Here is a 1,329-nt window from a genome sequence, read left to right as displayed (position 1 = left end):
GCCCGGGGAGTTCTTCTACGCGCACGAGGAGACCGACCTCGCCTGGCGGGCACTGGACGCCGGCTGGATGATCGACTACCGCGCGGACATGGTGCTGGACCACCCCACCACCGCGCCCTCGCGGCACGCGGTCTACTACCGGATGACGGCCCGCAACCGGGTCTGGCTGGCCCGCCGCCACCTGCCCCTCCCCCTGGTGCCGGTCTACCTCGGCGTGTGGCTGCTGCTGACCCTGCTGCGCAGGCCGTCCGGAGCGGCGCTGAAGGCATGGTTCGGCGGCTTCCGGGAGGGGTGGACCACCCCCTGCGGAACCCGCCGCCCGATGAAGTGGCGCACGGTCTGGCGGCTGACCCGCCTCGGCCGCCCTCCCGTGATCTGAGAGGTTCTCCTCTGAGAGCATGGGACGTACGTTCTCCCTACGGGATCTGTCCGCTCCGAGCCGCGCCCGAGACTGGCTGCGCATCTTGAATACGAGAGTTTCATCTGGTGAGTGACACAACCCACGACGGTGCGGTCTCCCTGAGCACCCCGCCATCCGTCGACGACGGCCTGAGCCCGGCCGAGCTGGCCGCCAAGTACGGCCTGACGGTGAGCGGCGCCCGGCCGGGGCTCCTCGAGTACATCCGGCAGCTCTGGGGCCGGCGCCACTTCATCATGGCGTTCTCCAGGGCGAAGCTGACCGCCCAGTACAGCCAGGCGAAGCTCGGCCAGCTGTGGCAGGTGGCCACGCCGCTGCTCAACGCCCTGGTCTACTTCCTGATCTTCGGGCTGATCCTGGGCACCCGGAAGGGAATGACCCAGGAGGTCTTCATCCCGTTCCTGGTGACCGGGGTGTTCGTCTTCACCTTCACCCAGAGCTCCGTCATGGCCGGGGTGCGGGCCATCTCCGGGAATCTGGGGCTGGTCCGGGCGCTGCACTTCCCGCGCGCCTCGCTGCCGATCGCACTGGCCCTGCAACAGCTCCAGCAGCTGCTCTTCTCGCTGGGCGCGCTGGTGCTGATCCTGGTGGGCTTCGGGCAGTACCCCCGGCCCTCCTGGCTGCTCGCCGTCCCGGCGCTGTTCCTCCAGGCGCTGTTCAACACCGGGCTCTCCATGGTGGTGGCGCGGCTGGCCGCCCGCACCCCGGACATCGCCCAGCTGATGCCGTTCGTCCTGCGGACCTGGATGTACGCCTCGGGGGTCATGTGGAGCGTCGACACGATACTCAAGGGGGACCGGGTCCCGCATGCCGTGATGGTGGTGCTGGAGTGCAATCCGGCCGCCGTCTTCATCGACCTGATGCGGTTCGCGCTCATCGACAGTTTCGGCACGAGTCATCTCCCGCCGCAC

2 protein-coding genes are annotated in these 1,329 nt (G+C 68.9%); both read left to right on the top strand.

The genetic code is table 11. The features are described from left to right. Positions 1 to 379, top strand: a 379-nt coding sequence (locus ACFWGZ_RS41005) for a glycosyltransferase family 2 protein (RefSeq protein ID WP_382456974.1), incomplete at its 5' end; no start/stop codon positions are given. Positions 380 to 486: 107 nt separating this feature from the next. Next, positions 487 to 1,329: ABC transporter permease (locus ACFWGZ_RS41000; protein ID WP_382456973.1), on the top strand; the 843-nt coding region annotated here is incomplete at its 3' end.

Source organism: Lentzea sp. NPDC060358, assembly GCF_042725365.1.
GTDB lineage: Bacteria > Actinomycetota > Actinomycetes > Mycobacteriales > Pseudonocardiaceae > Lentzea.
The sequence above is the reverse complement of the archived record's forward strand: the minus strand, read 5'-3'. Positions and strand labels throughout refer to the sequence as shown.